Source organism: Natronomonas aquatica (genome assembly GCF_024449025.1).
GTDB classification, from domain to species: domain Archaea; phylum Halobacteriota; class Halobacteria; order Halobacteriales; family Haloarculaceae; genus Natronomonas; species Natronomonas aquatica.
This window is the reverse complement of record NZ_JAHLKM010000004.1, coordinates 150,776-176,522: the sequence shown is the minus strand read 5'-3', so window position 1 is coordinate 176,522 and position 25,747 is coordinate 150,776. Positions and strand designations below refer to the sequence as shown.

Here is a 25,747-nt window from a genome sequence, read left to right as displayed (position 1 = left end):
ATCGATCGGGACCTCAACAGCCAGGGCATCGAGCCGCCGGTCAACGTCCTGCCGAGCCTCTCGCGGCTGATGGACGACGGGATCGGCGAGGGGTTCACCCGCGAGGACCACGCCGACGTGTCCGATCAGGCGTACGCGGCCTACGCCGAAGGCGAGGACCTCCGCGATCTGGTGAACATCGTCGGTCGGGAGGCGCTTTCGGAACTCGACAACAAGTATCTCGACTTCGCCGACGCCTTCGAGGAGGAGTTCGTCGAGCAGGGTTACGACACGAACCGCGACGTCGGGGAGACGCTCGATATCGTCTGGGAACTGCTGAGCGGACTGCCCCGCGAAGCGCTCAACCGGATCGATGAGGAGCTTCTGGACGAGTACTACATCCAAGGCGAGACCGAGGAACCGGTCACCGCCGACGACTGATACGAGACGTCTCCAGCCCCGGCCCGATTCCGTTCCGTGTCCCGGCCGCCGCGTTTCGGCTCCCGGCGGCAACGTTGCATGCGTATTCTCGCCGGAGGCTAACATTGTGAGACGGGTGCCACACGTTTATTACCGCGAGACCGGTATCCCGCGTATGGTTTCGTTTACCGACTCGGCGGAGGCCGAGGCGTTGGCCGAGCGCGCCCACGAGCTGATGGAGGAGGTCGTCCTCCCGAAAGAGCGGGAACTCAAAGGTGGGATGGCCGCTTCCGAGAGCACCCTCGAGGAGCTCAGGGACGCCGCACGGGAGTACGGCGTCTACGCCCCACAGATCGACGAGGAGTACGGCGGGATGGGCTATGACTTCCGGGACGCGCTGCCGACCTTCGAGGAGGCCGGACGGAGCATCCTCGGCGCCCAGGCGATGCGTATCGCCGCCCCCGACGAGGGGAACATGCACCTGCTCGAGCTTCACGGCTCGGAACTCCAGAAGGAAGAGTATCTGAAACCCCTCGTCGACGGCGATATCTCCTCCGGCTTTTCGATGACCGAGCCGATGCAGGGCGGCGGCTCGGACCCGAAGATGCTCAAAACGACCGCCGAGAAGGACGGCGACGAGTGGGTCATCGACGGCCACAAGTGGTGGACGACGAACGGGATCGGCGCCGACATCCTTCTGGTCTTCGCGCGGACGGATCAGGAGGTCCACCCCTACGAGGGCTGTTCGGTGTTCATCGTGCCTTCGGACGCCGACGGCGTCGAGATCGTCCGGAACATCCCCCACGTCGGCCCCGACATCGAGAGCCACGGCCACGCCGAGATCAAGTACAACGAGGTCCGCGTGCCCGAAGAACACCTCCTCGGCGAGGAGGGCGAAGGGTTCACCCACGTCCAGGAACGGCTCGGCCCCGCGCGGTTGACCCACTGTATGCGGTACTCCGGGATGGCCGAACGTTCCCTGGAGATCGGGAAGGCGTACATGGCCGAACGCGAGGCGTTCGGCGAGACGATCGCGGACAAGCAGGCCCCACGCCACGAGATCGCCGAACACGAGACCGAACTGGCGGCCGCCCGGGCGCTCGTCAGACAGGCCGCCGACGAGATCGCCGCCGGCGGCGAGGCGCGGATCCCCGTCTCGATGGCGAAGGTGTTCACCGCGAACGCGACGCAGGACGCAATCGACACGGCGCTGCAGTTCTGTGGCGGCAACGGCATCGCGAAGGACCTCCCGATCTCCGATTTCTACGAGAGCGTCCGGCAGTTCCGGCTCGTCGACGGCGCCGACGAGGTCCACCTCCGGACGATCGCGCGCGACTCCTTCTCGGACGTCCACACCGAGGAACTCGGGCCGGTCACGCGATACGAAAAATAACGCGATTGCGGGGACTCAGAGATCAGTCCGCCGGGTTTCCGGCCGGTTCGACGACCCCCTCGGGAACGGTCCCGTCGTCGTTCCAGCCGCGGGCGTCGTAGTATTCCTGGATGGCCGCCTCCAGATCCGGAAGCTCGTAGGGGAGCCGATCGTCGCCGACGTCGAACCCGCGTTCGTTGTTGAAGTGTCGCTCGCGGGCCACGGTCTCGGCTCCGACCGACAGCAGGTCCTCGTAGTCGGCCTCGAAGAGGGATTCGAGGCGCTCGTCGGTGACGTAGCCGTCGCCGAACGCACAGACGACGCCCGAATCGCGGAAGGCGGCGTGGTTTTCCATCTCGATCAGCGTCTCGGCTTTCCCCAGCGTGCCCTGTGTCTCGACGTCGCCGTTGTACTCGAGTCTGAGAAAGACCGAGTACATGTGATCGGCACCGCGGTTGGCGACGGCGTACGAAAGGCCCTGGCCGTGGAGGACGCGCCCGTCGTGGGCCGCGAACTCCAGTCCTTTGACCGTCCAGTCCTCGACACCTAACTCGTCGTGACAGCGGGCGACGCCCTCGCCGAGGATGTCGCCGATCCCCTCTCGGTAGGCGATCTTCTCGGTGATCTCTTGGGCGAGTTCGGCGTTCCCGAACTCGTCTTCGCTCGCCAGGTAGGCGGCGACGGTCACGCCCGCGGAGATCGTATCCATCCCCAGCGTGTCACAGAGCTCGTTGGCCCGCATGATCTCGACGAGGTCGCCGACGCCCTGGTTCGAGCCGAACGAGTACAGCGTCTCGAACTCCGGGCCCTCGGTTTCGACGCCGCTTTCCTCGTCCCGAAGCGGGAGCTTGCAGGCGTAGGCGCAGGCCGAACACGAGCCCTTCTTGTACTTTTTTTCCTCGACCGCGTCGCCGCCGATCGACTCGACCTCCTCGAAGCTCTGTTCGCTGAAATACCGGGTCGGCAGCGAGAAGACCTCGCTTCGAACCACCGTCCCGGCCGTCGTCCCCTGGCGTCTTCTGATGTCGTCGGAGGTCGCCGCCTCCCGGTGGATGTCCATCTCCGGGGGATCAGGAATCTCGACCGGCAGTTCGGCGCTCCCCGAGAACGTGACGCCTTTGACGTTCTTTGAGCCCAGCACCGCCCCGAGGCCACCGCGGCCGAACGCCCGCGAGTCGAAGGTCATCACCGAGGCGAACCGGACGAGGTTCTCCCCCGCGGGCCCGATCGTGATGCAGTTCTCCGGGCCGAGATCGCGCGTCTCGGCGACGTACTCGGAGACCTCCGGGACGAGCGCGCCCGAAAGGTCCGGCACTTCCTCGAACTCGACGCCGTCGTCGGTGACGTGGATCAAGAGCGGTTCGTCGCTCTCGCCGACGAGTTCGAGGACCGAAATCCCGCTTTTCGTGAAGTTCCGCGAGAGGTATCCACCGGCGTTCGTCGAGACCAGCCCGTCGGTCAGCGGCGAGAGCCCGGTCATGTTCATCCGCCCGGTGAAAGACATCTGACTCTGCTGGAGCGGCCCCGTCGAGAGGTACGCCCGGTTCTCCGGCCCGAGCGGGTCCGCGTCGAAGGGGATCCGGTCGTGGGCCAGCGCGGTCGCGAGCGCCCGCCCGCCGACGAACTCCTCGAGGAGGCCGTCGATCTCGGTTCGCGTCGAGGTCCGCTCGCCGACGTCGACGGTGAGAAGCGGTCCGTTCGCGTGGAGCATACCGACCCGTTCCGCACGGGTGCAGTTAAGCTCTCCTCCTGTCGGACCCCCGGCGCCCCCGCGATCTGTCAGGGGGTTTTTAAATCTTCTCGGCCGATGGGGGGTATGCGAAACGTCAAGATCGTCTGTACGCTCGGTCCCGCCTCCGAGGACCGGGCGACGATCCGTCGGCTTGCGGACTCGGGGATGTCGGTCGCGCGGCTGAACGCGAGCCACGGCACCCTCGAAAACCGTGCCCAGCTCGCCGAGCGCGTCCGTGCGGTCGATTCGGCGACCGAGGCGTCGCTCGCGATCATGCTCGATCTCGCCGGCCCGGAGGTCCGGACCGCCGAGACCGACTCGCCGGTCGAGATCGCTGCGGGCTCGACGGTTCGGTTCCAGGAAGGGTCGACGGTCTCCCCCAGGACGGTCGAAACGACACACTCGATCGCCGCCGTCGAGCCGGGCGATACGGTTCTGCTGGACGACGGGCGGATCGAGACGACCGTCGAGCGAATCGAGGGTGAAACCGTCCACGCACGCGTCGAGTCGGGCGGCGAACTCGGCTCGCGGGCGGGCGTGACGACCCGCGGCGTCGATCTCGATATCGACCTCCTCGAGGAGGCCGACCGGGAGAACCTTCGGCTCGCCGCCGACCGCGGGATCGATCTCGTCGCGGCGTCTTTCGTCCGCGACAGCGAGGATGTCTACGAGATCGCCGACACGCTGGAGGAATACGGGGCCGAGGACACCGCGGTCGTCGCCAAGATCGAGCGGTCGGCGGCAGTCGAGAACATCGGGTCGATCGTCGCCGCCGCCGACGGGGTCATGATCGCCCGCGGCGATCTCGGCGTCGAGTGTCCTCTGGAGGACGTCCCGGTCATCCAGAAACGCATCATCCGTCGGTGTGTCGACGCCGGGGTGCCGGTCATCACCGCCACCGAGATGCTGGACTCGATGGTCGCCTCGCGGCGGCCGACCCGCGCGGAAGCGTCGGACGTGGCCAACGCGGTCTTCGACGGGACCGACGCGGTGATGCTCTCGGGGGAGACCGCGGTCGGCGAGTACCCCGTCGAGACCGTCGAGACGATGTCGCGGATCGTCGGCCGCATCGAGGGCAGCGAGGAGTACGCCGAGACGCGGGACCGCCGCGTGCCGGCCGCCGAACCGGGCGTCCGAACCGACGCAGTGGCCCGGTCTGCCCGCTATCTCGCGGACGACGTCGACGCGGCGGCGATCGTCTGTCTCTCGGAGTCGGGCTACACCGCCCGCAAGGCGGCGAAGTTCCGGCCGTCGGTCCCGGTCGTGGCCGCGACGCCGGACGATCGCGTCCGCCGACAGCTGGCGGTCAGCTGGGGGGTCGACGCGCGATACGGGAGCTACGCCGCCGACATCGATTCGGTCCTCGAGACGGCGGTCGAAAGCGCCCTCGAGGCCGACGTCGCGACCAGCGGCGACACGATCGTGGTGCTGGCGGGGATGATGACCGACCCGCCCGAGGCCGACGTGGCGAACACGCTGAAGGTCCACGTCGTCGCCGAGACGGTCGCGACCGGCCGGTCCGTCGTCACCGGGCAGGTGGCTGCCCCGGTCGGCCGGACGGCCGACGGCGACCTCGATGCCCTCCCGGAGGGGTCGATCGCCGTTCTGCCCGCCGGCTTCGACGGCGAGTTCGACGGCGACGTCTCGAAGATCGCCGGGATCGTCGCCGCCGAATCCGGGCTGACCGGCTATCCAGCGATCGTCGCCCGCGAACTCGGCGTCCCGATGATCTCCGGGGTGACGCTTCCGTCCTCGATCGAGGACGGCGCCGTCGTCACGCTCGACGGCGAGCGGGCCGTCGTCTACGAGGGGGACGTGACGGCCGACACCCGACAGCGCTAGGGTCGTCTACTCTTCGGGCCGGCGGTTCCCCCCGTGGCGGTTCTTTCCGATCGCCGCCGTCCGTTTCGGGCTCGCCGCCACCGGGGGCTTTAACGCGGGAGCGCCCGTACCCGACGGTATGCAACTGCGCGAGGCGCTGGACGAACTCCCCGAGGCCGTCTTCGCCGATCTGCTCGAAAGCGAGGATGCCTACTTGCTCGTCGTCGATCTGCCGGGGGTGACCGCCGAGACGCTGGAGGTGACGGTGGCCTGCGGCCGGCTTCAGATCGAGGCTCGCAAGGCAAAGGACGTCCCCCGGGAGTTCCGGTACCTCTCGGAGGAGCGGGCGCTGTTTCTGGACGTCGATCTCCCCCTGCCGCCGGACGCGACCGGGGCCGACGCCGAGGGGTCGATCGACCGGGGCGTGCTCACGCTTACGCTGCCGAAGTCGGACGCCGACGGCGGCCGGCAGGTCCCGGTCTCGTGACGGGGGCGTCGCCGGACCGATGAGTCGCCGCTCCGCCAGCGAGGCCCGTTCGCTTCCGTTATCGGTCGGGGGGCGGCGCTGATGCTTCGGGCCTACCGACGGTTCGTCGTCGTCGCCTACCAGTTCCTCCCGCTTTTGCTCGCGTACGCCCGCGACAAGAACCGGTTTCTCCTCTTCGGTCCGGGGCGGACCGTCGCCCCGGGGACCCGACGAAAGCGCGCCCGGGCGCTTCTGGATTCGCTTTTGACGCTCGGCCCGACGTTCATCAAGCTCGGCCAGCTACTCTCGACGCGGCCCGACGTGTTGCCGCCGGAGTACATCGAGGAGTTCGAGCGCCTCCAGGACGACGTACCCCCGGCCGACTGGGAGGCGGCACGGGCGATCATCGAGGACGACATCGGGCCGGTCGGGGATGTCTTCGAAGACTTCGACACCGATCCGATAAGCGGTGCCAGCCTCGGGCAGGTCTACACCGCCCGCATCGACGACCGGAAGGTGGCGGTGAAGGTCCGGCGGCCGGGGATCGAACCGCTCGTCGAGGCGGATCTTCGGGTCGTCCGGTGGTCGCTGCCGATCCTGATGCGGTTCGTCGGCGAGGCACGGTCGTTCTCGCTGGAGACGCTCGCCGACGAGTTCGAAAAGACCATCCGCGAGGAGATGGACTACGACCGCGAACGCCGGATGCTCGACGAGATCGGCGAAAACCTCGCCGACAACGACGCCGTCCGGATCCCCGATGCGCTGTCGGAACTGTCGACCGACCGCGTGTTGACCATGGAGTACGTCGGGGGAACGAAGATCTCGGAGATCGATCGCCTGGACGAACTCGGGCTCGACCGGACCGAACTGGCGGAGACGCTCCAGCGGACGTACTTCCAGATGGTCGTCGAGGACGGCGTCTTCCACGCCGACCCCCACCCCGGAAACCTGGCGGTGCGTGACGACGGGACGCTCGTTTTCTACGATTTCGGGATGTCCGGCTACGTCGATCCGTTCATCCAGGGGAAGATAATCGAGTTTTACATGGCCGTCTCGGCCCAGGACACCGACGCGATCCTCGATACGCTCATCGAGATGGGCACCCTGAGCCCCGAGGCCGACCGGGAAGTGATGTCGAACATCATGGAACTGGCGATCGCCGACGCCCGCGGCGAGGACATCGAACAGTACCGTGTCAACCAGATCGTCCAGCAGGTCGAGGACACGATCTACGAGTTCCCGCTGCGGTTGCCGCCGAACCTCGCGTTGGTGTTGCGGGTGGCGACGGTCGTCGAGGGCGTCTGCGTCACACTGGATCCGGACTTCGATTTCATCGCCGTCGCGACCGACTTCCTCCGCGAGGAGGGGTTCATCGAGGAGGGGGCCCGCGATTTCATCGCCGACCGCGCCGATGAAGTCAGAGCGTTCGGCGAATCGATGGTCCGGGTGCCGCCGAAACTGGAATCGGCGCTCGACGATCTCGATCGCGGGGACGTCACGCTCACCGTGGAGTTCGACCGCGGCGAGCAGACCTTCGATCGGCTGGCGAAGCGGATCGTCCTCGGTGGGTTGCTCGCGGCGACCGTCGTCTCCGCGTCGGTGCTGTATGCCTTCGCGACGCTCGAGGCGACGGCCCTCGCGCTCGCCTTCGCGATCCCGATCGGGCTCTTGCTCTGGCGGTCCTTCCGGACCCGGAGCCAGCGGATCGGCGGCGGCCCGAAGTTCACCCGCCAGCGACTCCGCGAACGCGAGAAGTGACCGACACATCGGGGACACATCGGGGCGTGAGCACACGCGGGAGGGTTTATACGCTCCCCCTGACAAGTCGGGGGCGTCATGTCCGAATCAGACCGCGACGAACTGATCGACGCGTACTTCGATGCGATGGACGCCGACGACCTCGGTATCGTCCGCCCCGCCCTCGCTGAGGGCTTCGTTTATGAGTCTCTCGACGGGGACCTCGAGGGCTTTGGGGGTCTGGAAACCTACATGAACGAGCTACGCGGGCTTTCGGAGACGGTCCACGAGGTCACGCTCCGGGTCCACGGCGAGGTCGCGTCGGTCGCGGAGGGGACCGTCACCGGCGAGAGCGGGGACGGCACCGTCGAGGCCGAGTTCTGCAACGTCTTCGAGTTCGACGAAGACGAGGAAGGGATCACCCGGCTCGCCGTCTATCTCAACGATTCCTGAATTACCCCGCCCGCGACGAATCGAACGTCTTCGGCTCGCTATCGATCCGTCCCCGACCGCCCGTCTCCCTCGGATCGATCGGGCCGGGTCCGGGTGTCGCCGCGGGCCTCGAGGTAGGCCGCGCCGATCCCGAAACTGCCGAGGAGAACTCCGAACAGCGCCCCGATCACAGGCACGACGATGCCCGCCGACGGCGCCATCGTGACGAGAACAACCACGATCGCAGACACCCCAACCGCGACGAGCAGGACGCCGATCCAGTTGTCTGTGAGGATGCGTCCGACGGCGAGGTAGCCGATCGTACTAAAAACGAGCAAAACAATAGTCAGCGGTACCGCCAGCACGATACCGACCACCGTGATCATCAACACCGCCAGCACGATCGCCGTCACGACACCGATCCCGATCCCATACAGGAGCGAATCAGACGGCTCCTCGAGGACCCGCAACGTCGCTCGATTCGTATAATCCGGCGCGAGTAAGATCAGTCCGCCGCCGATGACGAGCGTCAGGAGCACCGCCGCGAGGATCCCTTCGAAGGGCGATAATCCTACCGCCGGTCGCGGTGTCGTGACCTGTGCGACACCGAGGATCACGAGAGGCAGCACACTCACCAGGGGACGACGGACCGGGGGGCGAAACATACCCGCAGCTACAGGTGTCGGTTCCTAATCCTTTTCGAGAGGGGTCGGTTCTGGGGGTGACCACCGATACAGCTTTAATAATTCATGTTTTATTATTTTATATGGACCGGTCGGTGCTCGTCCCGATGGACGACTCCCCGCCGTCGAGGGCCGCCCTCGAACACGCGCTGTCGTCACATCCCGACGCGGAGATCACGGTACTGTACGTCGTCGACACCACGCATCCGGTCGGCTACGGGGATCTGTTTACGCTTGCGGCACACACCGACCACGGGGCGGAACGAAGCGAGGAACTGTTCGAGGAGGCCGAACAGCTCGCCGAGGAGCACGGGGTCGAACTCATCACGGTGACCGAACAGGGGGTCCCCGCCCGCACGATCGCCGGGTTCGCCGACGAGCAGGGGATCGATCACGTCGTGATGGGGAGTCACTGTCGCACGGGCGTCAACCGGCTGTTTCTCGGCAGCGTCGCCGAACGGGTCGTCCGTCGAACCTCCGTTCCCGTCACCGTCGTGCCGTAGTCGGTGAGAGAGTTTCCGGACCGGTCGGACCGCCTCCAACACTGGATGGACCGATGTGATCTACGATCCTGTGAGTCAGTTCGGCCGATCAGGTCGTGTAGTAATGACAATATTAATCAAGATATACCGAATACAGACAGCAACGAGCGAAGATGGACGACGGGAGGGAGGAAAACGATCTGTTCGATCTGTTCTCCGACCGGCGGACGATCAGGATCCTCCACGAGACGGATCACGAGCCGCGTTCGGTTCAGGAACTGGCCGACGTCTGTAACGCCTCCGAACCGACGCTGTACCGTCACGTCAACACGCTGCTCGAATACGACCTCCTACAGCAGGAGACGGAGATCGATACACAGGGGAACCACTACACGGTGTATACAAACAACATCCGAAGCGCCACTATCGAGATCTCACCCGCCAGCGACGAGGTACACGTCGATCTGACGTATCGCGATTCGGTCGATCAATTCAAACGCCTCTGGGAAGAAATGAAACATGACTCATAAAAGACCGTCTGACGATCGGGCGTACGGCCCCTATAACAATCCGATCCGACGGCCGGAACACGGCCGTGATCCCCGAGTACCCCTCGGGAAGGAGGAGCTATGACCGAGATCACGGACCTTCTCTCGGTCGGTCTCGCCGTGATCGCGGCGGCGTTTGCGCTGGCTATCACCTGGACTAGCTTCCGGACGCTCCGGGAGACCCGATCGACGACACACAGATACGCCTTCGGCGGATTCCTGTTCCTCACAGGGGGGATCCTGATCGAGGAACTCATGCTCCGGTTCTCGAGTGTCCACCTCCACACTGTCCACGGGCTGGAGTCGCTGTTGTTCGTGATCGGTTTCGGGTTCCTCTATCTGTCGATCCGGTAACTCCGCCGTCCTCCGGCGGCTGAACGGGGCTGTACCTGTGATCTACAAGTCCTCGCTGATGGACTCGTAGATGGAACACCAGTCTTCGACCGCGATGTACCCCTCGACCACGGCACAGGCTCCCCACGTATCCCCGTTCTTGTCGGGGATGAAATCCGCACAGTTCCCACAGGACTGCCCCGGTCGGGCGGTCCCGTCGGCGGTCGCTTCGACGGATTCGGTCAGCCCGACTTCCTCCTGGCTCCGGAGATCGTCGGGATTGCGCTCCTCGCCGGCCTGCGATTTTGCGGTGCGGTACTCCTCGGGAACCTCCGCCGTCGCCAGTTCGTCTTCGGACATCCCTTCGGGGACCTCCGGCTCGGGCAACCCTTCGTAAATCGCACACCAGTCCGCGCCGTCGATGTAGCCGTCGACCTCGGCACAGGCCCCGAACTCGTCCCCGTTCTTGTCGGCGATGAAATCCGCACAGTTCGCACAGCACGACCCCGCCTGATACGCCGAGTGTTCCTGGGCCTCATCGAACTCGGAAAACTCTACCTCCGATTTCGAACTGAGATCGTCGGGGTTCCGTTCCTCCTTGCCGAGCGACATCGCCGTCATGTATTCGTTGGGGACCGGCCCCGATTCGAACTCTTCCTCGGAGACACCCTCCGGAAGTTCTTCGTGCTCTTCTTCTTCACCTTCCGTGTCTCCGTTCCCGTTTCCGTTCCCGTTACCGTTGCCGTTGCCACCCGTACAGCCGGCCAAGATTCCGCTCGTCGCCGTACCCAACGTCGCGTACTTGAGGTACTGGCGTCGTTCGAGCGCCGATTCCCCGTCGGTTGACCGCTCTTTTTGCGCCATACCGACCCAATATACCTATCGTGTGTTATAAACACACGAGCGGCTTCATCGCATGAAGCTACCTTCCCCACCGGAACAACCCACACCCCACCGAACCGGTCCGGACCGGTAATGGAGACGACAACCCCTATTAGGACGCCGGGCGTTCGGCGGGTATGCGGATCGCCCCCTTCGCCCTCGAACGCTGGTTCGCCGAGGTCGAGGCCGACGCCGACGTGATGCTCGCCGAAAGCGGCGTCCGCCCGCTCGCCGCCGCCCGCTTCGATACCGATCCCGGCGGTCTCGGCTACGTGATCCCGACCGCCGGCGACGCCGGTTTCAGAGCCACGGTCGGCGACCACCACGACAGGAGCGCCGAGGAGACGCTTTTCACCTGCGGCACCCAGGAGGCGAACCTGCTCGCGTTCCTGACGCTCGTCGAAGACCACGCTGTCGTCGTGACGCCGACGTACGGCTCGCTGACGGGTCTTCCCGAGGCGCTCGGGGAGGTGACACGCGTTCCCCTCGAGGCGCCCGACTGGACTCTCGATCCCGACGCGATCGCCGGCGCGATCGAACCCGACACCGACGTCGTGGTCGTCGCCAACCCGAACAACCCGACCGGACGGTACCACGACGCGGCGACGATGCGGGCGGTCTATGAACACTGTGCGGACAACGGTACCTACCTGCTCTGTGACGAGGTCTACCGGCTTTTGGCCCCCGAGCCGATCGCCCCGGTCGCGAGTTTCGGCCGGTACGGGATCTCGACCGGCGGTGTCTCGAAGGCTTTCGGGCTCGCCGGGCTCCGGTTCGGCTGGCTCTGTGGGCCGCGGGCGGTCCTGGCGGCGGCCGCGAACTGGAAGGACTACACGACGATCGCGCCGCCGAAAATCGGCCACCACGTCGCGAGACAGGCCTTCGAGAACCGCGAGTCGATCCTCGAAGAGAACCGCGCTCACGTCGCCGGAAACCGGACCCGGCTCGAGTCGTTCCTCGAAGCGTACGGGCTGGCGTGGTCCGATCCCGACTGTGGCGTCAACGCCTTCCTCGAAGTCCCCGACGGGTTCGCCGGCGGGGAGTCGTTCTGTCGGAGTCTCCTCGCCGAGGAATCGGTCGTCCTCGCGCCCGGGGAGGCGTTCGATCGGCCCGCGTGGGTCCGGATCGGGTTCGGGCTCGTACGCGAGGAACTCGAGACGGGCCTTTCGCGGCTCGGAGCGTTCCTCGATCGGCACGGGTGAACGGGGGCGCTCCGAGCGCGTCCCTCTGAAAGCGGCGAACGGCATATATTCGCCGCCGCCGAACGTCCCGATATGACCCCCGACGCCGTCCTCTTCGATCTCGACGATACGCTCTGTCGGTACCGGCGTTCGGGCGCGTCGCTGCTCGCGGCCGCCTTCGACCGGACGGGGATCGAGCCGTTCGTCGCCGCCGAGGAGTACTACGGCCGGTACCCCGAGTTCGTCGAGGAGAGCGAGTCGATGGTTGATCTCCGTGAGCGGTGTTTCGCCGCCATCGCGGCCGAGAAGGGCCATCCCCCCGGGGCGGGCCGTCGGGTCGCACGCGCCTACGCCGACGAGCGCGATCACGGCAACGTCGAGCGGCTCCCCGGCGTCGAGGCGGCTCTCGGGGCGTGTTCTGACGTTCCGGTCGGGATCGTCACCAACGGTGCCCCCGAGATGCAGGCGAAAAAACTCGAGACGATCGGCCTCGACGACGCCTTCGACGTCGTCGTCCACGCCGGCTACGATACCGCTGCAAAACCGAGTTCCGACCCCTTCGAGGCCGCCCTCGCGGCGCTTTCGGCAGATCCCGCCCGGAGCTACCACGTCGGTAACTCGCTTCGGTCCGACGTCGCGGGCGCGAACGCGGCCGGGGTGCGATCGGTGTGGCTCGCCGGCGACGACGCCGACGCGGAGCCCTCACGGCGTTCGGATCCGGACCACGTCGTCTCGGGGCTCGGGATGCTCCCCGACGTGCTATCGACGCGGAATCGGCCGTGAGTACCGAACGAATCGGGATCCGGCTCCGAGGAGAGGGCGGACGGTCGTCGGGACGGCTCCGACAGGGCAGTATGCCGATCGTTTCGTTACCGCAGGAGGATGTTGCTCTACTCGTCGCTCCAGGCGAAGAGGGCGCGAAGCCGCTCGCCGACCTCTTCGATCTCGTGGTTCTTTTCGGCCTCCCGTAGCTGGGTGTATCCCGGGCGGTTGGCCTTGTTCTCCAGGACCCACTCGCGGGCGAACTCGCCGTTCTGCACCTGTTCGAGCGTCTCCTCCATGTTCTCGCGGACGTGGTCGTCGAGGATTTCGTCGCCACGGGAGAGCCCGCCGTACTCGGCCGTATCGGAGACCGAGTTCCACATTTCGGCGAGTCCGCCCTCGTACATCAGATCGACGATGAGTTTCATCTCGTTCAGACACTCGAAGTACGCCGCTTCGGGGCTGTAGCCGTTGTCGACGAGCGTCTCGTATCCGTGTTTGACCAGCGAGGTGATACCGCCACAGAGGATCGCCTGCTCGCCGAAGAGATCGGATTCGACCTCCTCCTGGAAGGTAGTCTCCAGAACGCCCGCCCGGGCACAGCCGATGGCTTTCGCGTACGCAAGTCCCTCGTTGACGGCTTCATCCGTCGCGTCCTGGTAGACGGCGAGCAGCGCCGGGGTGCCCTGATCGCGCTCGTAGTTACGCCGGACCAGGTGGCCGGGGGATTTCGGCGCGACCATCGTGACGTCGACGTCCTCGGGGGGCTGGATCTGGTTGTAGTGGATGTTGAACCCGTGTGCGAACTGCAGCGTATCGCCGGCTTCGAGGTTCGGCTCGACGGCCTGCTCGTAGACGTCCGGCTGGACGGTATCGGGGATGAGCAGCGAGACGACGTCCCCCTGGCTGGCGGCTTCGGCGGGCGTCGTAACGTCGAGGCCCGCGTCCTCGGCGTCGGATCGCGAAGAGGAGTCGGGTCGCAGTCCGACAACCACGTCGACGCCCGACTCGTGTAGGTTCAGCGCGTGGGCGTGTCCCTGGCTGCCGTATCCGAGTATGGCGACGGTCTTGTCCTCGATATGTTTCTGTTCTGCGTCCTCCTCGTAGTACACTGTCGTGGTGAATTCGTCAGTCGTGTCTGTCATTGTTCTAATAGATTCGGTCTCGTACGTGAGGTAACCCGCTCCCGGTCGAGACGGGCCGTACTTTTTACGTCCGGTTGGTAGTTGCAATTCATCAGCATTTAATGATTCTGATTCGACGGTGGCGCAGAACACGTCTCGGGGTCGAATCGAGCAGTCTCCGCGGCGCTGTCGACGGGAGTCCGATCGGGACGATCCAACTCGCCGCTATTCGATCCCCGCTAGATCCTCGTAGAGTCGCATCACGCCGGAGAAATCCAGATCGCCGTACCCTTGCTCCTCTAGGGATTTGAACAGTTCGTGGTTGGTCGCGGTGATCAGCTGTGGAGCGCCGTACTCCTCGCCGTCGTTCGTGGCGATACGGAGGTCCTTGTACATATAGGACGCGAAAAACCCCGGCTCGAACTCCCCGTCGATCATCCCCTCGGCCCGCGTATCCAGCGCCCACGTCTGTGCGGCGCCGCCGCGTATCGCCTCGATCAGGTTCCCTTGGTCGATCCCGGCCTTCTCGGCGAACACGAGCGCCTCGGCCAGGCTCGTCACCTCCGCCGCGACGATCATGTTGTTACAGACCTTCGCGACCTGTCCCGCTCCGGTCGCCCCGACGTGGACGACGTTGCCGCCCATCACCTCGAAGAGATCCCGGTGGGCCGCGACCGCCTCCTCCTCGCCGCCGATCATGATGCTCATCCAGGCCTCTCTGGCGCCCTCTTCGGAGCCGCTGACCGGGGCGTCGATCGTCTCGACACCCGCCGCGTCGAGTTCCTCGGCGACCTCGCGGATGGCGCTGGGACCGATCGTACTCATGTCGATGTACACCTCCCCCGGTTCGGCGCCCTCGATGACCCCCTCCTCACCGAGTGCCACCTCGCGAACGTGTTTTCCCTCAGGCAGGAACGTGATCACGACGTCGGCGTCGGCCGTCACCTCCCTCGGCGTCGCTCTCGATTCCGCCCCGTACGCTTCCAGTTCCGCGACCGGCTCCTCGCGAACGTCGTTGACGATCAGTTCGTAGCCGGCGTCGACGAGGTTCTTCGACGCCGGTTTCCCCATGATCCCGAGCCCGATGAACCCGATCGTGCGGTCAGTTCCGGACATGGCCGTATCGTTTCGGCACGTTGGATTAAATGTATCGTCGACCCCGGAGACGGCTCTCATGCGACGGCGACCCGGAGGAGCGCCGAACGTCGAAGCCGGTCTCGGCTCCACCGGACGGCCACCAAACTTACGGAGAATTGAGGAGAAAGCCTCGCGCTTCAGCGCGGGGAGGATGTCAATAGGAATGATCGCACTGACCGGCTGCTCTGCGCTCCCGACCGGGCAGTCGAACGGGGACGGGTCGACGGTTTCCGACGAGCAGATCTCGACCGAAAACCCCAGCCCCGGCGCCACGGGCGTCAACCAGACGCTCCGGATCACCGCCGAGGAAACCACGGGCGGGTCGGAATTCGCGGCGATCGGTGCGACGTGTCCTCGGGATAATTTCACCGTCGGATCGGCTCAACACGGGGCGGTCACGATCGGCGTCGACACCGACGGCGACGGCGACCTCGATCGCACGTTCGACGAGACCCACATCAGCGGCGTCAACAACAACGAGTACTCCTTCGACGTCACACTCGATACCGGTTATACCCTCGAGGAGGGCGATGCAGTCGTCGTTCGGTATCCGGCGACCGACAATCCCTCCGAATCCGGCGAGTACGAGATCGAGGTACGACTGAACGACCAACAGACCGAAACCGTCACCATGACCATCGAATAGCGCCGGCTCGATCACCACTCGACGTAGGTGAGATACTCGACGGTTTCGTACTCGTAGAGCCACGTCCCGTAAAAGTCGTCGACCTCGAGTCCCTCGTGTTCGCGGATCCGGTCGGTCACCGATCGGAACGCCTCGTCGTCCTCGAAGTAGCCACCGTCGATCGCCGCCTCGATTACCTCGCGTTCGGCCGCCGAGAGACCCGAAAGCCTAAAGAGGTACTGCGATCGGACCTGCTCGGCGAACGTCTCGACGTCGGGGGCGACCTCCGTCACCTCGTATCGGTACTCGGCCTGCGGCGCGGTTCGTGAATCGACCGCGATCCGATACCGGGTCCCGTCGTGGACGACGATATCGTACTGCCGTTCCGGGACGAACACCGATCCGTTGCCGACTTCCTCGGCGGTACCGTACCCGATCCCGATGTCGTATCCCTCCTGCTGGGGTGGATCCTCCGAGATGATCGGCTCGAGTCGCTGGCGATCCGTCTCCGGGAGATCAGCGTACTCGATCTCGCCGAGATCCGGCGTCGCATCCTCCGGGTCGAAATCCACGAGGACCTCATAAACCGTGACCTCGCTGCTCTCGAGGCGCGTCTCCGAGACCGTATAGAAGGCGTCCCCGACACGGACCGTATCGGTCCGATCGAAGAGTTCGTACCGACCGGTCCGGGTGCTCGATCCGTTCTCAATCGCCGACGTCACGACCGTATGCTCTTCCGATCCGGGGTCGGCTCTCGCCGAAACTTTGTCGGCGATATCGCCGGCCGTCGCTTCGTCCAGATCCAAGACGACCGACGGGTGGCCACAGCCGGCGACGACGACCGAGAGGAGGGCTGTTCCGCTCGCGAGAAACTGGCGGCGTCGCATGTATTCGGTAAAAGGCGATCCGACTGAAAACGTTCCGGCCGATCTGATCGCTCGAGTGCCGTTGTATGTCGAACAAACCCAGACAAATATACTAGACTTTCATTCAGAGGGCCACTGCTTTCGTTCTTCATACGAGTCGGTATTGAACTCTTCAGGCCGTTCGTCGAAATAATCGCCGGCTAGCCAGTAACCGACATGATACGCAAGCGTGTCCCGGTTTCGCGTGTTTTCGACGTAGATCCCGGTCTGTGCCTCGTATTCGCCTTCTCGGATACATGATCCACCCGAAATATCGCAGATACCCGGCTTGTTCGAATAAGTGATTATAAGATGCGCTTGATCAACTTCACCAACCTGCTCGTAATTCAGCGGCTCCTTCTCGACGTTTTCTTCATCGGTAAAGTAATCAAGAGCCTTCGTGACCTCCTCTTCAACCAATCGCGTCTCAATATTGGCGTCGTTCTTGATGTGAATCTTGGTCGTTTCTTGCTCGTGATATTTCGGCGTTTTCGGCGCCATCAAATCTCTTGGACCCTCGTTGTGCGCGAGTCCAAGTGAATGACCTAGTTCGTGCTTGAGCGTCCATTCTAAAATCGGCCGCGTGATCTCAGTCTGGATGCTGATTTCAGCCGTATCAACTGGGCCTGATTCAACCAGATCCGCACAGCCATTAATTTGGCCACGATCAGTGTCGCTCGTCCCACAGGATGTCACATTCTCAAATTTGACATGTACGTCAGCATTGGCCGGTTGCTCGACCTGTGTGTATGCAATTTCATAACGGACGTGTTCATCGGCGTTGTCTTCCCAGTATGCAAGCGCATCCTCGATCTCACTAGAGACCTCTCGCTTTTCGGCCTCGGTATCAACGTAGACAGCCAGTTCGTCTTTTCCGTACGGATTCCTCGGATTGACATCATCTGTACTGGAATCATCATTAGCATCAGTTGGCAACGAGTCGTCAGCATCTCCATCATCAGTAACCGCATCATCAGTATCTTCGCCATCAGTAACCGCGTCATTAGTGTCGTCATCACGGTCCGAAGATTCGGGCTCTGTGGGTTCACTATCAGTTGTCGTCTGGTTATTTACGCCGTTCGTACTGTTGTCAATCGTCCCCGGTTCGGAAGGTGCATCCGACACCCCACCACACCCAGTTAAAACGACGACCAACACCACTAAAAACAGTAGCCGTCGGCGTTCCATGCGCTGGATTGACAGCCCCAGCGTTTAGAAATTTTCCTAGAATAGAAGAACACCACGGGCGGCCGACGGTTTCCCGTGGCGCCGACGCCGGAGCCTACGATTCGTTGAATTCGTCGACGAGCCGCCGCCGTTCCTCGGTCGCGAACTGTTCCCACCAGACCTCGGCCTCGAGTTCTCGAGCGTCCTCGAGGTTCGACGCCCCCGCCCCGTAGTTCAGCGCCCGTTTCGAGTTCTTCACCGCCTCCGTTCCGGTCTCTTTGATCCGTTCGACGATCCCCTCGACGGTCGTATCGAGTTCCTCGCGGGCGACCGCGTGGTTGATGAGTCCGATCGTTTCGGCCTCCTCGGCGTCGATGTAGTCCGCCGTGTAAACGAGCTCTTTTGCCTTCGCTTCCCCGACGAGTTCGATGGCGCGTCGCGTCGACCCGCCGGTCGGGATCTGCCCGATGTCGGCCACCGGGACGCCGAACTTGGCGTCCTCGACGGCGACCCGGAGATCACAGTACATCGCGACGATGAGCCCGCCACCCACACAGTAGCCGTTGATCTTCGCGATGACGGGGGCGTGACAGTCCAGCGGTCGGCGGTACATCCCGTAAAAAAGCTCCTGTCTCCGCTTCTGTCGCGGGTCGTGCTCCTCTGTGGGCCCCGCATACTCGGTGATGTCCGCGCCGGCCGAGAAGGCGTCCTCGCCCTCGCCCGTGATGATCACCGCCTCGATGTCCCGGTCGAGTTCGATCGCGTCGAACGCCCGCCGGAGATCCAGCATGACGTCGTTGTTCAACGCGTTGTACTTCTCCGGTCGGTGGAACTCGATGGTCGCGACGCGGTCGTCGACGTCGACGGTGAGACTCTCGTAAGCGGAGTGTTCGACCATGGGTGTACTTCACAACCACGCTGATAAATATGCCGCTTCGCCGTCCGGACATCGCGGTTAATACCGGGAAAACGCGGAGAAAAGAGAAAAGGCCTAGAAGGAAAACAGCGACTCGGCGTTCGGGTCGCGCTCTAACAACTCGATCTCGTGGCCCTCGAAGTCCTCGACGAAGGCATAGCGGTCGTCGCACGCCTCGGGATCCCGGTCGACGGGGACCTCCCGCAGCGTCAGTTCATCGAAGTCCTCGTCGAGGTCGTCGACGCGGACACACAGATGCCCCCAGCCGTCGCCGTGGGTGTAGCTCCGGCCGTCGTAGTTGTACGTCAACTCGAGGCTCATCGCCTCATCGGGGGCGTCTTCGGGTTCGACGAAGAAGTTCGCGAAGGTGTCCGCCTCCCAGCGTCGCGTGTCGGCGTACTCGAACTTCCGGACCCAGTAGCCGATCGCCTCGTCGGCGTTCTCGACTCTGATCATCGTGTGATCGAGGCTCCAGAGCGATCCCTCCTCCCGGAGTACGAGTTCGATCTCGTGGCCGTCGGGGTCCTTCACGAAGGCGTACCGGCCGCCGCAGGACTCGGGATCGCGGTAATCGTCGACGCCTCCCTCCATCAGTTTCTCGTAGGCGTCTTCCAGATCGCGGACGCGGACCGCGATGTGGCCCCACGCGTCGCCGATCTCGAGTTCGTCCTGGCCCTCGTTGCTCGTCAGCTCCAACATCGCCTCGCTGTCGCCCATGTCCTCGGGACCCATGTAGACGATGGTGAAGTCCTCGGCCTCGTGGCGGTCTTTCTCCTCGTAGTCCAGGTGCGTCTCGTACCAGTCGACCGATTCTTCGAGATCGGTGACCCGGATCATCGTGTGATCGAGTAGTCCAGTCATACTCGGTGGCAATCGAGGCCGTCGCATAAAAAACGTAGCGACTCCGCCGACGACGTTTGTCGCTCGTACCAGAACCGCTAATGACGTCGGCCCCCAAGCGCGATCCGTACCGGAATGCTCGAAGCCATCCTCCGCGTCGACGTGCTTTTGTTCCTCGCCATCGGGCTGCTCGGCGGAGCCCACTGTATCGGGATGTGCGGCCCGCTCGTCACGATGTACTCGGAGCGGATGGAGCCCCGATCCGACGGCGGGACGGCGAGGAAAACGCGGCGGGACCGGCGGGCCCACCTGTCGCTGTACGAGGTGCGACAGCACGCGCTGTTCAACGTCGGGCGGGCGACGAGCTATACGCTTTTGGGTGCGGCCTTCGGCGCGCTCGGCGGGGCGGTCTTCGTCACCGCCGAGCAACTGACGGCGGCGGCCGACCCCCTCCGGGGCGTCGTCGGCATCGCGGTCGGTCTGTTCGTCATCGTTGCCGGCGGGAAGTACCTCCTCGGCGGCGGTACGGCCGGGATCGAGATCCCCGGCGTCGGCCGGGTGACGAACTGGATCGTCGCCCGGATCCACGGCTACGTGAACGGCCCGGGGATCGTCGGGCTGGGGGCGCTCCATGGGTTGCTCCCGTGTCCGATCCTCTATCCCGCCTACCTGTTCGCTTTCGCGACCGGGTCGGCCCTCTCGGGCGCCGTCGCCCTGGCGTCGCTCGGGATCGGGACCATCCCGGCCGTCTTCGTCTACGGGACGCTCGTCGAGGCCGTCGACGCGGTCCACCGGCGCCGGCTCCACCGGGTTCTCGGCGTCGCCTTCCTCGCGCTCGGTTACGTGCTGTTTGCCCACGGGCTGATGGCTCTCGGGATCTACATTCCCCACCCGATGTTGCCGCACTACCAGCCGCTCGGCGGCATGGGAGGGTGAGCAGGGGCTTCAGTCCGAGGCGATCGCCTCGAGGGTCCCGACGACGACGTCGACGCCGATCTCGATCGATTCCTCGTCGATGTCGAACCGCGGGGTGTGGTGCCCCGAGGGGTGGTCAGTCCCGATACAGACGAACGTCCCCTCGCCGCCTTCCTCCTGTACCCGCCTGATCAGATACGAAACGTCCTCGCTGGCCGTCATCGGTTCCCGTTCGACGACGTCCGTGACCGACCCAACCGATCGGGCCGCCTCCGCGACGGTCGAAACGATGCCCTCGTCGGCCTCGAAGGTCGTCGTCTTGCCGTACAGCGACGTCTCGTACTCGACGTCGTGCATTCCGGCGGCGTGTTCGACGATCCGTTCCGCCGAATCGAGCATGTACTCGCTCAGTTCGGGGGCCCCGCCGCGGACCTCGAGGCGCATCCGGGCGAGATCGGAGATCACGTTGTGGACGTTCGGCGACTCGACGCTGCCGACGTTGATCCGGGTGGCCCCCTCTTCGTGGCGGGGGATCGCATAGAGGTTCTGTATCGCCGCCGTCGCCGCCTGCAGCGCGTTGCGCCCCTCGTTGGGCGCCTGTCCGGCGTGGGCCGACGCGCCGCGGAACTCGACGTCGAGCTTCGCGTTCGGGAGCGGCTGGTCGTACCCCGCGATGATCTTCCCGGTCCCGTTGCCGAGCCCCAGATGGATCCCGAGGATGTGATCGATGTCCGCGAGGTGGTCCGTCTCGCTCATCGAGAGGCCGCCGCGCCCGCCCTCCTCGGCCGGCTGGAAGAAGAGCTTCACCGTCCCGGTGAAATCGCTGTCAGAATCGAGCCGCCGGGCGACCCCGACGCCGATACTCGTGTGGCCGTCGTGGCCGCAGGCGTGCATCTCGCCCGGGTGGCGGCTGGCGAAGCCGTCCCGCTGGGGACGGTGATCCGCGTCCCCCGATTCGGTGATCTCGAGGGCGTCCATGTCGACCCGGACGCCGACGACCGGCTCCCCGTCGCCGAACGTTTTCTCTGCGACGAGGCCGGTCACGGTCCCCATCCGCTCGACGTACTCCTCGGGGGCGCCCGCGTCGATGGCTCGCTCTCTGGCCCGCTGTATCTCGTCGGCCTCCGGCACGCCGAGCCGTTCCTCTGGATCGACCGCGTCGGATCCGATCGAGAGCTCGTACCCGCGTTCCTCGAGTGCTTCGGCCACCAGCGCGGTCGTCCGGAACTCCCGCCAGCCGGCTTCCGGGTACTGGTGGAGGTCGCGTCGCAGTTCCGACAGCGAACGTCCGTCTATCGTTGCCATGCGAAAGGGTGTGTCCGCTAGTTATTATACTTGTTCGCGGTCGGGGCCCGGGGTTGCAAAAAATTGAAGACGGCGCTGGAAGTACCTCGGGAGCATGGGAGACAGACCCACTGGGAAGCTGGCGTTCCTCTCCGAGCCGGAGAACGTCGAGATCCGGGAGTACGAGGTACCGGAGCCCGAGCCGGGCGCCGTGTTGACCGAGGTCGAACAGGCGAACGTCTGTGGCTCCGAACTCCACATCTGGCGGGGGCACCATCCGCAAGTAAAGGAGGGCGTTCTCGGACACGAGGTCCTCTGTCGGGTGAGCGAACTCGGCGAGGGCGTCGAGACGGATTACGCGGGCGAGCCCATCGGGGAGGGCGACCTGGTCGCGCCGGCGTATTACATCACCTGTCAACGGTGTTCCTCGTGTCAGGAGGGGCAGTTCAACCTCTGTCAGAACGCCTACGAGAACTGGTCGAAATCCCCCGAGGAGCCGCCACACTTCCACGGGACGTTCGCGACACACTACTTCATCCACCCCGACCAGTACTTCTATAAGGTGCCGGAGGGGCTCGACCCCTCGATCGCCGCCGGGGCGAACTGTGCGCTCTCACAGATGCTGTTCGGCCTCGACAAGATCGGTATCGAGTACGACGACACGGTCGTCGTGCAGGGCGCCGGCGGCCTCGGGTTGAACACCATCGCGATCGCCCAAGAGCGGGGCGCAGAAACCATCGTGATCGAAGGTATCGACGGGCGAATCGACCGGGCCCGTGAGTTCGGCGTCGATCACGTCATCGACTTCCGGGAGTACGGGACGGTCGATGACCGCGCCGAGCGCGTCCGCGAGTTGACCGACGGCGTCGGGGCGGACGTCGGGGTCGAGGTGGCCGGCGTCCCCGACGCGTTCTCCGAGGGGATCCATCTGCTCCGGGACGGCGGCCGGTACCTCGAAATCGGCAACATAAGCCCGGGGCAGACGACGGAGTTCGACCCCGGATCGCTCACGCGCTCGGCGCTGACGATCGAGTCCATCGTCCGATACCAGCCGTGGTACCTCAAGCGGGCGCTGCGGTTCCTCGAGCGGAACGTCGACAAGTACCCCTACGAGGACCTCATCGATGCCGAGTTCGACCTCACCGACGTCGACGATGCGCTCGCGGAATCCGACTCCCGCGGCGTCACGCGTGCGGCACTGACACCGAACCACTGATCCGCGGTTTTCGGGACACGAGCCGGGGACTGAAACCGAGTCTGGCCCCCGAACGATCCCGGTGGGATCGGCGGTCGGTCGTTTTGTTCTTTCAGTTCAGATCGGGAGGCTCACTCACCACAGACTTCCTCGAGCCACTCGAGTTGTGCCGTGAGCTCCGCCCGCCGCTGTCGCTCGATGACCGTCGCATCGAGGACGTCACCGACCACCGCGACGTCGAGTTCGAACTCCGTCATCGCGGTCACCTCGGTTCCGCCGTCGGCCGGGGCAACGACGTAGCGGGTCCGCATTTTCCTGAAGATCCCGTCCCGTTGCTCGTAGGCGAGGGCGGCCTCGGAATCCTCGACGAGCGCGAGCGTCAGCTCGATCGTCGCGAACCCGACCTGATTCGCGACGCGGACCGTATCGCCGTCGACGGTCACCTCGTCGAAACCCGACGCCTCCATGAAAGGGCCGACCCGGTCTATCGCCTCCCGGATGTCGTCCGCCGATGCGTCGGTCGTTCGCGAGACGGTGACTGAGTTCATGCGTTCGGTCTATAGCTGCGGGCTGAAATGACGTTCGGCGTCGCCCGCGTCCCGCGCTCAGAACGGCGCATCCTTTGATCCCCCACTGGACCCTTCCTGTCGTATGGTCTGTCCCGTCGGGGCAGGGGGCGTCCCGGCTTCGAGACCGTCGGGGGCGGCGGCAACGTCGCCGGTCTCTGCGTACGTCCGTTCCAGGTCATCGAGCCGGTCGTTGATCGCGTCGCTCTGGTGGTGGGTCGGCGCGGCCCGGACCCGGACGAGGTCGTACTCGTGGCTATCCGAGAGCCCGTTCCAGGCGCGAAAGGAGCCGATCGTCAGCGTGTGGGTCTGCGGACAGAAGGGCGTCGTCGGCGTGAACTCCGCACGCAGGACGCGATCGATTTCCTCCACCCCGATGGCGTCGGCGGCGCCGGAGCGTTCCGCGGCGTACCGGTACCCCGCATCGCCGTGGCGGGTATCGAGGTTGAGCCGCGCCAGGTTATAGTTGAACGTCATATCGTAGACCGTCCGCTCCTCGAAGAGGTCCCGCGTCAGCCGGTGGAAGGCGACGTGCCCGGGTCCGGCGAGCAGGTCGTGGTCCTCGAGGAACCGACCCGCCTCGGGGATATGCTCGGGGACGAACTCGTCGTAGCTGTCGAACGGATCTTTGTCGTTGGATCCGAACGGCGATGGGAAACCGGACATGGGTACGCGTTCGGGATGAAGGTAGATACGGTCGATCCCGGAGATGTTCGGGTCGGAGGACCGACGTCCCGAACGCCGACGCGATCGGGAGGGTTGCCCTCGTGTGCCGTTCCGTGGCCGAGTGACCGGCGAGACACGGGACCGAACGCGCGAGACCCCGATCGGTCGCTGGATCCGGACCGAACGGTTTCGGGACAATATATACTCGGCGCCGCCACCACCTCCCGGTATGAGCACAGATCGACCCGCGGCCGAACGGGAACTGGACGTCAGAGAGATCGAGGGCGAACCGTTCGGGGAGATCATGGCCGCCCTGGAGGAGCTGCCGGGCGACGAATCGCTACTGCTAATAAACAGCTTCGAGCCCGAACCGCTGTACGGGGTGCTCGAAGAGCGCGGCTTCCGACACGAGACGGCGACTGACTCGGAGGTCTGGTACGTGAAGATCAGCCACGCGGCGTGATCGAATAGAGGCCGGGACCTACGCGTCGCGTTTCGGGAACTCGGCGACGAACTTTTCCGGTTGCTCCTGGCGGACCGCATAGCTCTCCTCGTCGAACGCGGAGACCTCGGCCGCCATCTCGTAGTATAGCGGCTTCGGTTCGTGGTCGTTGACGATGGTGAGCGTCTCGCCGGGGTCCATCGATTCGAACGTCTCGTGAATCTTGCTGTGACGGTTGACCGGGGGGATCTCTCGAACGTCGAGTCGTGGCATACAGTTGTCCGTCAGCCCGCCGACCCATTCCTCTTGAGCCGAACATGTCCGGAGATATCGGAGAAACCACCGGGGGACCGCCCCCGATGGGGGCGGAGCGGAATATATTCGGGGACAGATACTCTCACGTCTCGATCGAAGCGGATTCATGCCAGTGACGGATTTCGACGCCGAACGGGCCTACGCCGACGAGCGATTTTCGACGAGCCCGGTCTTCGAAAGCGACCGGGTGAAGGTCATCTGTGGGTACTTCGAGCCGGGACAGTTCATTCCCGTCCACGCCCCGGCCAGCGACCTCGTGGTCGACGTCCAGTCGGGGACCGGAACGGTCCGGGAGGGCGGGACCGAGCGATCGATCGAACCGGGCGACGTCGTCGTGGTGGCGGCCGGAACCGAACGGGGGATTAAAGCCGACGACGGGACGTGGCTGGAGCTTTTGCTCGTCACCGCGCCGCCGCCGACGGACGAAGAACACGGGCCGGTCCGTGAGGGCCTGAAACGCGGCGAGTTCGATCCCCGGGGGGAGGACTGATGGCGTCGGTCAGACCCCTGGCGGAACTCGAATCGACCCCCCACGCCAGCGTCTTCCCGAACCGGGAACCGAAGACGATCCGGCTGGAACTCGAGGCGGGCGAGGAGATCCCGCGACACACCCACCCGGGCCGGGGGATCGTGTTGTACGTCCTCGAAGGCCGGCTGGAACTGCAGCTCGATGCCGAGAGTTACGAACTCACAGCCGACGATGTCGCCCGGTTCGACGGCGATCAGGATATTTCGCCGCGGGCTATCGAGGACAGCACCGCACTGATCGTCCTCGCAAAGCGGGCGGACGAAGGGTGACGGGCGAAGGGGGGAGCGCCGG

30 protein-coding genes are annotated in these 25,747 nt (G+C 64.8%); 17 read left to right on the top strand and 13 right to left on the bottom strand.

Going from position 1 to position 25,747, the window contains the following annotated elements; genetic code table 11:
* The coding region (locus KM295_RS05760) for an ATP synthase beta subunit C-terminal domain-containing protein (protein WP_472924543.1) at positions 1 to 420 on the top strand (420 nt) is incomplete at its 5' end.
* Between the two features lie 154 nt (positions 421 to 574).
* Complete coding sequence (locus KM295_RS05755) at positions 575 to 1,792, top strand: acyl-CoA dehydrogenase family protein (protein ID WP_256028973.1); 1,218 nt, start codon at positions 575 to 577, stop codon at positions 1,790 to 1,792.
* A gap of 22 nt (positions 1,793 to 1,814) precedes the next feature.
* Here the strand turns inward: KM295_RS05755 and KM295_RS05750 are convergent, their stop codons facing one another.
* Positions 1,815 to 3,482 (bottom strand): aldehyde ferredoxin oxidoreductase C-terminal domain-containing protein, encoded by a 1,668-nt coding sequence (locus KM295_RS05750; protein ID WP_256028971.1) that lies wholly within the window; start codon positions 3,480 to 3,482, stop codon positions 1,815 to 1,817.
* 105 nt (positions 3,483 to 3,587) lie between these two features.
* Between KM295_RS05750 and pyk the strand changes: the two genes are divergently transcribed.
* The 4 genes from pyk to KM295_RS05730 all read left to right on the top strand — a co-directional run bounded on the left by pyk (position 3,588) and on the right by KM295_RS05730 (position 7,980).
* Positions 3,588 to 5,345: a pyruvate kinase gene (pyk, locus tag KM295_RS05745; RefSeq protein ID WP_256028970.1), complete on the top strand. Its 1,758-nt coding sequence runs from the start codon at positions 3,588 to 3,590 to the stop codon at positions 5,343 to 5,345.
* Positions 5,346 to 5,463: 118 nt separating this feature from the next.
* Positions 5,464 to 5,811 carry an Hsp20/alpha crystallin family protein gene (locus KM295_RS05740; RefSeq protein WP_256028968.1) on the top strand — a complete coding sequence of 116 codons (348 nt, stop codon included), beginning with the start codon at positions 5,464 to 5,466 and terminating at the stop codon, positions 5,809 to 5,811.
* A gap of 78 nt (positions 5,812 to 5,889) precedes the next feature.
* A complete protein-coding gene (locus tag KM295_RS05735) occupies positions 5,890 to 7,548 on the top strand; it encodes an ABC1 kinase family protein (RefSeq protein ID WP_256028980.1) in 1,659 nt (552 codons plus the stop codon).
* 78 nt (positions 7,549 to 7,626) lie between these two features.
* Positions 7,627 to 7,980, top strand: coding sequence for a nuclear transport factor 2 family protein (locus KM295_RS05730; protein ID WP_256028967.1), 354 nt, complete (start codon positions 7,627 to 7,629; stop codon positions 7,978 to 7,980).
* A 38-nt stretch (positions 7,981 to 8,018) separates the two neighbouring features.
* Here the strand turns inward: KM295_RS05730 and KM295_RS05725 are convergent, their stop codons facing one another.
* A complete protein-coding gene (locus KM295_RS05725; RefSeq protein WP_256028964.1) occupies positions 8,019 to 8,594 on the bottom strand; it encodes a DUF8173 domain-containing protein in 576 nt (191 codons plus the stop codon).
* 131 nt (positions 8,595 to 8,725) lie between these two features.
* Between KM295_RS05725 and KM295_RS05720 the strand changes: the two genes are divergently transcribed.
* The 3 genes from KM295_RS05720 (at position 8,726) to KM295_RS05710 (ending at position 10,026) form a co-directional block, all read left to right on the top strand.
* Positions 8,726 to 9,145 carry a universal stress protein gene (locus KM295_RS05720; protein ID WP_256028963.1) on the top strand — a complete coding sequence of 140 codons (420 nt, stop codon included), beginning with the start codon at positions 8,726 to 8,728 and terminating at the stop codon, positions 9,143 to 9,145.
* A gap of 152 nt (positions 9,146 to 9,297) precedes the next feature.
* A complete protein-coding gene (locus KM295_RS05715; RefSeq protein WP_256028962.1) occupies positions 9,298 to 9,654 on the top strand; it encodes an ArsR/SmtB family transcription factor in 357 nt (118 codons plus the stop codon).
* 99 nt (positions 9,655 to 9,753) lie between these two features.
* Positions 9,754 to 10,026, top strand: a complete 273-nt coding sequence (locus KM295_RS05710; protein ID WP_256028960.1) for a DUF7521 family protein — start codon at positions 9,754 to 9,756, stop codon at positions 10,024 to 10,026.
* Between the two features lie 42 nt (positions 10,027 to 10,068).
* On the opposite strand, the gene KM295_RS05705 is transcribed toward KM295_RS05710, so the two are convergent.
* Positions 10,069 to 10,869 (bottom strand): high-potential iron-sulfur protein, encoded by an 801-nt coding sequence (locus tag KM295_RS05705; protein ID WP_256028959.1) that lies wholly within the window; start codon positions 10,867 to 10,869, stop codon positions 10,069 to 10,071.
* A gap of 155 nt (positions 10,870 to 11,024) precedes the next feature.
* Between KM295_RS05705 and KM295_RS05700 the strand changes: the two genes are divergently transcribed.
* The gene (locus tag KM295_RS05700; protein WP_256028958.1) at positions 11,025 to 12,089 is read left to right on the top strand and encodes an aminotransferase class I/II-fold pyridoxal phosphate-dependent enzyme; all 1,065 of its coding nucleotides are present in this window, start codon (positions 11,025 to 11,027) and stop codon (positions 12,087 to 12,089) included.
* Positions 12,090 to 12,161: 72 nt separating this feature from the next.
* Positions 12,162 to 12,851: an HAD family hydrolase gene (locus tag KM295_RS05695; protein WP_256028956.1), complete on the top strand. Its 690-nt coding sequence runs from the start codon at positions 12,162 to 12,164 to the stop codon at positions 12,849 to 12,851.
* Between the two features lie 107 nt (positions 12,852 to 12,958).
* On the opposite strand, the gene ilvC is transcribed toward KM295_RS05695, so the two are convergent.
* Both ilvC and KM295_RS05685 read right to left on the bottom strand, forming a co-directional pair.
* The gene (gene ilvC / locus KM295_RS05690; RefSeq protein WP_256028955.1) at positions 12,959 to 13,975 is read right to left on the bottom strand and encodes a ketol-acid reductoisomerase; all 1,017 of its coding nucleotides are present in this window, start codon (positions 13,973 to 13,975) and stop codon (positions 12,959 to 12,961) included.
* A gap of 204 nt (positions 13,976 to 14,179) precedes the next feature.
* Positions 14,180 to 15,070 carry an NAD(P)-dependent oxidoreductase gene (locus tag KM295_RS05685; protein WP_256028954.1) on the bottom strand — a complete coding sequence of 297 codons (891 nt, stop codon included), beginning with the start codon at positions 15,068 to 15,070 and terminating at the stop codon, positions 14,180 to 14,182.
* Between the two features lie 184 nt (positions 15,071 to 15,254).
* Here KM295_RS05685 and KM295_RS05680 point away from each other — a divergent pair, with 184 nt between their 5' ends.
* Positions 15,255 to 15,737 (top strand): hypothetical protein, encoded by a 483-nt coding sequence (locus tag KM295_RS05680; RefSeq protein ID WP_256028953.1) that lies wholly within the window; start codon positions 15,255 to 15,257, stop codon positions 15,735 to 15,737.
* 11 nt (positions 15,738 to 15,748) lie between these two features.
* Here the strand turns inward: KM295_RS05680 and KM295_RS05675 are convergent, their stop codons facing one another.
* The 4 genes from KM295_RS05675 to KM295_RS05660 all read right to left on the bottom strand — a co-directional run bounded on the left by KM295_RS05675 (position 15,749) and on the right by KM295_RS05660 (position 19,565).
* Positions 15,749 to 16,603: a hypothetical protein gene (locus KM295_RS05675; RefSeq protein ID WP_256028952.1), complete on the bottom strand. Its 855-nt coding sequence runs from the start codon at positions 16,601 to 16,603 to the stop codon at positions 15,749 to 15,751.
* 99 nt (positions 16,604 to 16,702) lie between these two features.
* Positions 16,703 to 17,809, bottom strand: a complete 1,107-nt coding sequence (locus KM295_RS05670) for a matrixin family metalloprotease (RefSeq protein ID WP_256028951.1) — start codon at positions 17,807 to 17,809, stop codon at positions 16,703 to 16,705.
* A 94-nt stretch (positions 17,810 to 17,903) separates the two neighbouring features.
* The gene (locus KM295_RS05665) at positions 17,904 to 18,686 is read right to left on the bottom strand and encodes an enoyl-CoA hydratase/isomerase family protein (protein ID WP_256028950.1); all 783 of its coding nucleotides are present in this window, start codon (positions 18,684 to 18,686) and stop codon (positions 17,904 to 17,906) included.
* 93 nt (positions 18,687 to 18,779) lie between these two features.
* Positions 18,780 to 19,565, bottom strand: coding sequence for a VOC family protein (locus KM295_RS05660; protein ID WP_256028949.1), 786 nt, complete (start codon positions 19,563 to 19,565; stop codon positions 18,780 to 18,782).
* A 114-nt stretch (positions 19,566 to 19,679) separates the two neighbouring features.
* On the opposite strand from KM295_RS05660, the gene KM295_RS05655 reads away from it, so the two are divergent.
* Complete coding sequence (locus KM295_RS05655; RefSeq protein WP_256028948.1) at positions 19,680 to 20,480, top strand: sulfite exporter TauE/SafE family protein; 801 nt, start codon at positions 19,680 to 19,682, stop codon at positions 20,478 to 20,480.
* Between the two features lie 9 nt (positions 20,481 to 20,489).
* Here the strand turns inward: KM295_RS05655 and KM295_RS05650 are convergent, their stop codons facing one another.
* Positions 20,490 to 21,764: an amidohydrolase gene (locus KM295_RS05650; RefSeq protein ID WP_256028947.1), complete on the bottom strand. Its 1,275-nt coding sequence runs from the start codon at positions 21,762 to 21,764 to the stop codon at positions 20,490 to 20,492.
* Positions 21,765 to 21,858: 94 nt separating this feature from the next.
* Here KM295_RS05650 and KM295_RS05645 point away from each other — a divergent pair, with 94 nt between their 5' ends.
* Positions 21,859 to 22,959: a zinc-binding dehydrogenase gene (locus KM295_RS05645; protein ID WP_256028946.1), complete on the top strand. Its 1,101-nt coding sequence runs from the start codon at positions 21,859 to 21,861 to the stop codon at positions 22,957 to 22,959.
* Between the two features lie 110 nt (positions 22,960 to 23,069).
* Here KM295_RS05645 and KM295_RS05640 read toward each other — a convergent pair whose 3' ends face one another.
* Complete coding sequence (locus KM295_RS05640) at positions 23,070 to 23,486, bottom strand: SRPBCC family protein (protein WP_256028945.1); 417 nt, start codon at positions 23,484 to 23,486, stop codon at positions 23,070 to 23,072.
* 57 nt (positions 23,487 to 23,543) lie between these two features.
* Positions 23,544 to 24,170 carry a DUF7998 family protein gene (locus KM295_RS05635; RefSeq protein WP_256028944.1) on the bottom strand — a complete coding sequence of 209 codons (627 nt, stop codon included), beginning with the start codon at positions 24,168 to 24,170 and terminating at the stop codon, positions 23,544 to 23,546.
* 229 nt (positions 24,171 to 24,399) lie between these two features.
* Between KM295_RS05635 and KM295_RS05630 the strand changes: the two genes are divergently transcribed.
* Complete coding sequence (locus tag KM295_RS05630; RefSeq protein ID WP_256028942.1) at positions 24,400 to 24,633, top strand: DUF2249 domain-containing protein; 234 nt, start codon at positions 24,400 to 24,402, stop codon at positions 24,631 to 24,633.
* An 18-nt stretch (positions 24,634 to 24,651) separates the two neighbouring features.
* On the opposite strand, the gene KM295_RS05625 is transcribed toward KM295_RS05630, so the two are convergent.
* A complete protein-coding gene (locus tag KM295_RS05625; protein ID WP_256028940.1) occupies positions 24,652 to 24,885 on the bottom strand; it encodes a DUF2249 domain-containing protein in 234 nt (77 codons plus the stop codon).
* 148 nt (positions 24,886 to 25,033) lie between these two features.
* On the opposite strand from KM295_RS05625, the gene KM295_RS05620 reads away from it, so the two are divergent.
* Together KM295_RS05620 and KM295_RS05615 are read left to right on the top strand one after the other, a co-directional pair.
* The gene (locus KM295_RS05620; protein WP_256028938.1) at positions 25,034 to 25,417 is read left to right on the top strand and encodes a cupin domain-containing protein; all 384 of its coding nucleotides are present in this window, start codon (positions 25,034 to 25,036) and stop codon (positions 25,415 to 25,417) included.
* Entirely contained in the window at positions 25,417 to 25,725 is a 309-nt protein-coding gene (locus KM295_RS05615; protein WP_256028937.1) for a cupin domain-containing protein, read from the top strand. The genes KM295_RS05620 and KM295_RS05615 overlap by 1 nt, the downstream gene beginning before the upstream one ends.
* Positions 25,726 to 25,747: the final 22 nt, after the last annotated feature.

What these genes read in the sequence shown, in the direction of transcription:
- KM295_RS05675 (WP_256028952.1), bottom strand. Translation starts at nt 16,603, where the DNA reads ATGCGACGCCGCCAGTTTCTCGCGAGCGGAACAGCCCTCCTCTCGGTC.
- KM295_RS05660 (WP_256028949.1), bottom strand. Translation starts at nt 19,565, where the DNA reads ATGACTGGACTACTCGATCACACGATGATCCGGGTCACCGATCTCGAA.
- KM295_RS05700 (WP_256028958.1), top strand. Translation starts at nt 11,025, where the DNA reads ATGCGGATCGCCCCCTTCGCCCTCGAACGCTGGTTCGCCGAGGTCGAG.
- KM295_RS05630 (WP_256028942.1), top strand. Translation starts at nt 24,400, where the DNA reads ATGAGCACAGATCGACCCGCGGCCGAACGGGAACTGGACGTCAGAGAG.
- KM295_RS05670 (WP_256028951.1), bottom strand. Translation starts at nt 17,809, where the DNA reads ATGGAACGCCGACGGCTACTGTTTTTAGTGGTGTTGGTCGTCGTTTTA.
- KM295_RS05635 (WP_256028944.1), bottom strand. Translation starts at nt 24,170, where the DNA reads ATGTCCGGTTTCCCATCGCCGTTCGGATCCAACGACAAAGATCCGTTC.
- KM295_RS05685 (WP_256028954.1), bottom strand. Translation starts at nt 15,070, where the DNA reads ATGTCCGGAACTGACCGCACGATCGGGTTCATCGGGCTCGGGATCATG.
- KM295_RS05755 (WP_256028973.1), top strand. Translation starts at nt 575, where the DNA reads ATGGTTTCGTTTACCGACTCGGCGGAGGCCGAGGCGTTGGCCGAGCGC.
- KM295_RS05695 (WP_256028956.1), top strand. Translation starts at nt 12,162, where the DNA reads ATGACCCCCGACGCCGTCCTCTTCGATCTCGACGATACGCTCTGTCGG.
- pyk (WP_256028970.1), top strand. Translation starts at nt 3,588, where the DNA reads ATGCGAAACGTCAAGATCGTCTGTACGCTCGGTCCCGCCTCCGAGGAC.
- KM295_RS05615 (WP_256028937.1), top strand. Translation starts at nt 25,417, where the DNA reads ATGGCGTCGGTCAGACCCCTGGCGGAACTCGAATCGACCCCCCACGCC.
- KM295_RS05730 (WP_256028967.1), top strand. Translation starts at nt 7,627, where the DNA reads ATGTCCGAATCAGACCGCGACGAACTGATCGACGCGTACTTCGATGCG.
- KM295_RS05750 (WP_256028971.1), bottom strand. Translation starts at nt 3,482, where the DNA reads ATGCTCCACGCGAACGGACCGCTTCTCACCGTCGACGTCGGCGAGCGG.
- KM295_RS05655 (WP_256028948.1), top strand. Translation starts at nt 19,680, where the DNA reads ATGCTCGAAGCCATCCTCCGCGTCGACGTGCTTTTGTTCCTCGCCATC.
- KM295_RS05705 (WP_256028959.1), bottom strand. Translation starts at nt 10,869, where the DNA reads ATGGCGCAAAAAGAGCGGTCAACCGACGGGGAATCGGCGCTCGAACGA.
- KM295_RS05665 (WP_256028950.1), bottom strand. Translation starts at nt 18,686, where the DNA reads ATGGTCGAACACTCCGCTTACGAGAGTCTCACCGTCGACGTCGACGAC.
- KM295_RS05640 (WP_256028945.1), bottom strand. Translation starts at nt 23,486, where the DNA reads ATGAACTCAGTCACCGTCTCGCGAACGACCGACGCATCGGCGGACGAC.
- KM295_RS05650 (WP_256028947.1), bottom strand. Translation starts at nt 21,764, where the DNA reads ATGGCAACGATAGACGGACGTTCGCTGTCGGAACTGCGACGCGACCTC.
- KM295_RS05625 (WP_256028940.1), bottom strand. Translation starts at nt 24,885, where the DNA reads ATGCCACGACTCGACGTTCGAGAGATCCCCCCGGTCAACCGTCACAGC.
- KM295_RS05710 (WP_256028960.1), top strand. Translation starts at nt 9,754, where the DNA reads ATGACCGAGATCACGGACCTTCTCTCGGTCGGTCTCGCCGTGATCGCG.
- ilvC (WP_256028955.1), bottom strand. Translation starts at nt 13,975, where the DNA reads ATGACAGACACGACTGACGAATTCACCACGACAGTGTACTACGAGGAG.
- KM295_RS05740 (WP_256028968.1), top strand. Translation starts at nt 5,464, where the DNA reads ATGCAACTGCGCGAGGCGCTGGACGAACTCCCCGAGGCCGTCTTCGCC.
- KM295_RS05680 (WP_256028953.1), top strand. Translation starts at nt 15,255, where the DNA reads ATGATCGCACTGACCGGCTGCTCTGCGCTCCCGACCGGGCAGTCGAAC.
- KM295_RS05715 (WP_256028962.1), top strand. Translation starts at nt 9,298, where the DNA reads ATGGACGACGGGAGGGAGGAAAACGATCTGTTCGATCTGTTCTCCGAC.
- KM295_RS05720 (WP_256028963.1), top strand. Translation starts at nt 8,726, where the DNA reads ATGGACCGGTCGGTGCTCGTCCCGATGGACGACTCCCCGCCGTCGAGG.
- KM295_RS05645 (WP_256028946.1), top strand. Translation starts at nt 21,859, where the DNA reads ATGGGAGACAGACCCACTGGGAAGCTGGCGTTCCTCTCCGAGCCGGAG.
- KM295_RS05620 (WP_256028938.1), top strand. Translation starts at nt 25,034, where the DNA reads ATGCCAGTGACGGATTTCGACGCCGAACGGGCCTACGCCGACGAGCGA.